This is a genomic window from Candidatus Erwinia dacicola (assembly GCF_001756855.1).
In the GTDB taxonomy this organism is placed as follows: Bacteria; Pseudomonadota; Gammaproteobacteria; order Enterobacterales; family Enterobacteriaceae; genus Erwinia; species Erwinia dacicola.
Genome location: NZ_MAYS01000254.1, coordinates 1 through 1,475 on the forward strand (window position 1 = coordinate 1; position 1,475 = coordinate 1,475).

2 protein-coding genes are annotated in these 1,475 nt (G+C 56.2%); one reads left to right on the top strand and one right to left on the bottom strand.

Going from position 1 to position 1,475, the window contains the following annotated elements; genetic code table 11:
- Positions 1–230 precede the first annotated feature (230 nt).
- The gene (locus BBW68_RS07685) at positions 231–1,082 is read left to right on the top strand and encodes a PhzF family phenazine biosynthesis protein (protein ID WP_070134685.1); all 852 of its coding nucleotides are present in this window, start codon (positions 231–233) and stop codon (positions 1,080–1,082) included.
- A 52-nt stretch (positions 1,083–1,134) separates the two neighbouring features.
- Here the strand turns inward: BBW68_RS07685 and BBW68_RS07690 are convergent.
- Positions 1,135–1,475: SDR family NAD(P)-dependent oxidoreductase (locus BBW68_RS07690; protein ID WP_148127595.1), on the bottom strand; the 341-nt coding region annotated here is incomplete at its 5' end.

The following is a 1,475-nucleotide window of genomic DNA, read 5'->3' on the forward strand; positions in this document are numbered from 1 at the left end:
ATAACATAAAATCAGTAGGTTACAACCAGTGTTCGGTAATACATGCTGGAATGGCTAGCATCTTCGTCCAAAACCGGCATATTAAAACAGCATGATTACCTATCATTCAACAAAGCCCATAAATTAGTCACTTTTTAGCCAGTAAGCTTTATTAATACCATAATAACCAGCACTGACAACCGCCACCCGAATCGCAGACACACGGTCTGAGAACTTGAACAGGTACAGTTATGACGCAATTACGCGCCTTTAAACAAGTCGATGTTTTTACCTCGTCTCCCTATAACGGCAACCCGCTGGCGGTGATCATGGATGCCAGCGATCTCAGCGATGAGCAGATGCAAACCATCGCCCGCTGGACCCATCTCTCCGAAACCACCTTTGTCCTGCCGGCCACCGACCCGACGGCCGACTACCGGATGCGAATTTTTACCCCGGATTACGAACTGCCATTTGCCGGGCACCCTACGCTGGGAACGGCTCACGCGCTGCTGGAAGCCGGCATAACGCTGAAAAATGTGGGTGAGATTTTGCAGCAGTGCGGGCTTGGGCTGGTGAAAGTAAAGATTAGCGACGACGGCGCGCTGGCTTTTGCCGCCCCGGAAGCCATTTTTACCCCGTTCAGCGATGCGCCCATCAGCAGCGCGCTAAACAGCGACAGCTTGGAGGAACAGCTGCCGGTAACCATCGCCGATATGGGTATTCGCTGGCTGCTGGTGCCGATGACCACAGCCGAGGCGGTCCTAGCGATCAAACCGGATGCGGTGGAGTTTGCCCGCCTGATAAAAAAGACGCGGGTCAATGGCGTAATGCCGTTTGGCCCAATTCAGGGAGCGGAAGAGCAGTATGAAGTGCGTGGCCTGCTGATTGAAGAGGGCGTGGTGACGGAAGATCTGGTCACCGGCAGCGCCAACGCCTGCCTTTCCCGCTATTTCCAGCAGCGCGGCGTGGAGCTGGACTACCGTGTGCGCCAGGGCACGGCGATGCAGCGTGCTGGCCGCCTGAGCGTCAGGTACGGTGCCGACGGAATCTGGATTGGCGGCCAGACCGTCACAGTGATTGAAGGCACTATCCGCATCTAAGAATACGACCAAGGGCTGACCATGTTTTTCGGTCAGTCCGCCATCCTAGACTTTACAGGTACATTCCGCCCGACGCTTCAATACGGTGGCCGTTAATCCAGCGGCACTCTTCGATGAACAGCGCGGCAACGGCGTAACCGATATCATCCGGCGGCCCGATGCGGCCCAGCGCGGTTTGTGAGGCGATCCCGGCGTTAATCTCCGCGTTATCCCGTACCCGGCCGCCGCCAACGTCGGTTTCAATCGCTCCCAGTGCCAGCACATTCACGGCAATGCCGCATGCACCCAGCTCTTTTGCCTGGTAGCGCGTCAGTACCTCAATCGCCCCTTTTACCGCCGCATAAGCAACGGATCCCGGATGGCTAAAGCGTGCTAGACGGCACTGTTGCAAAG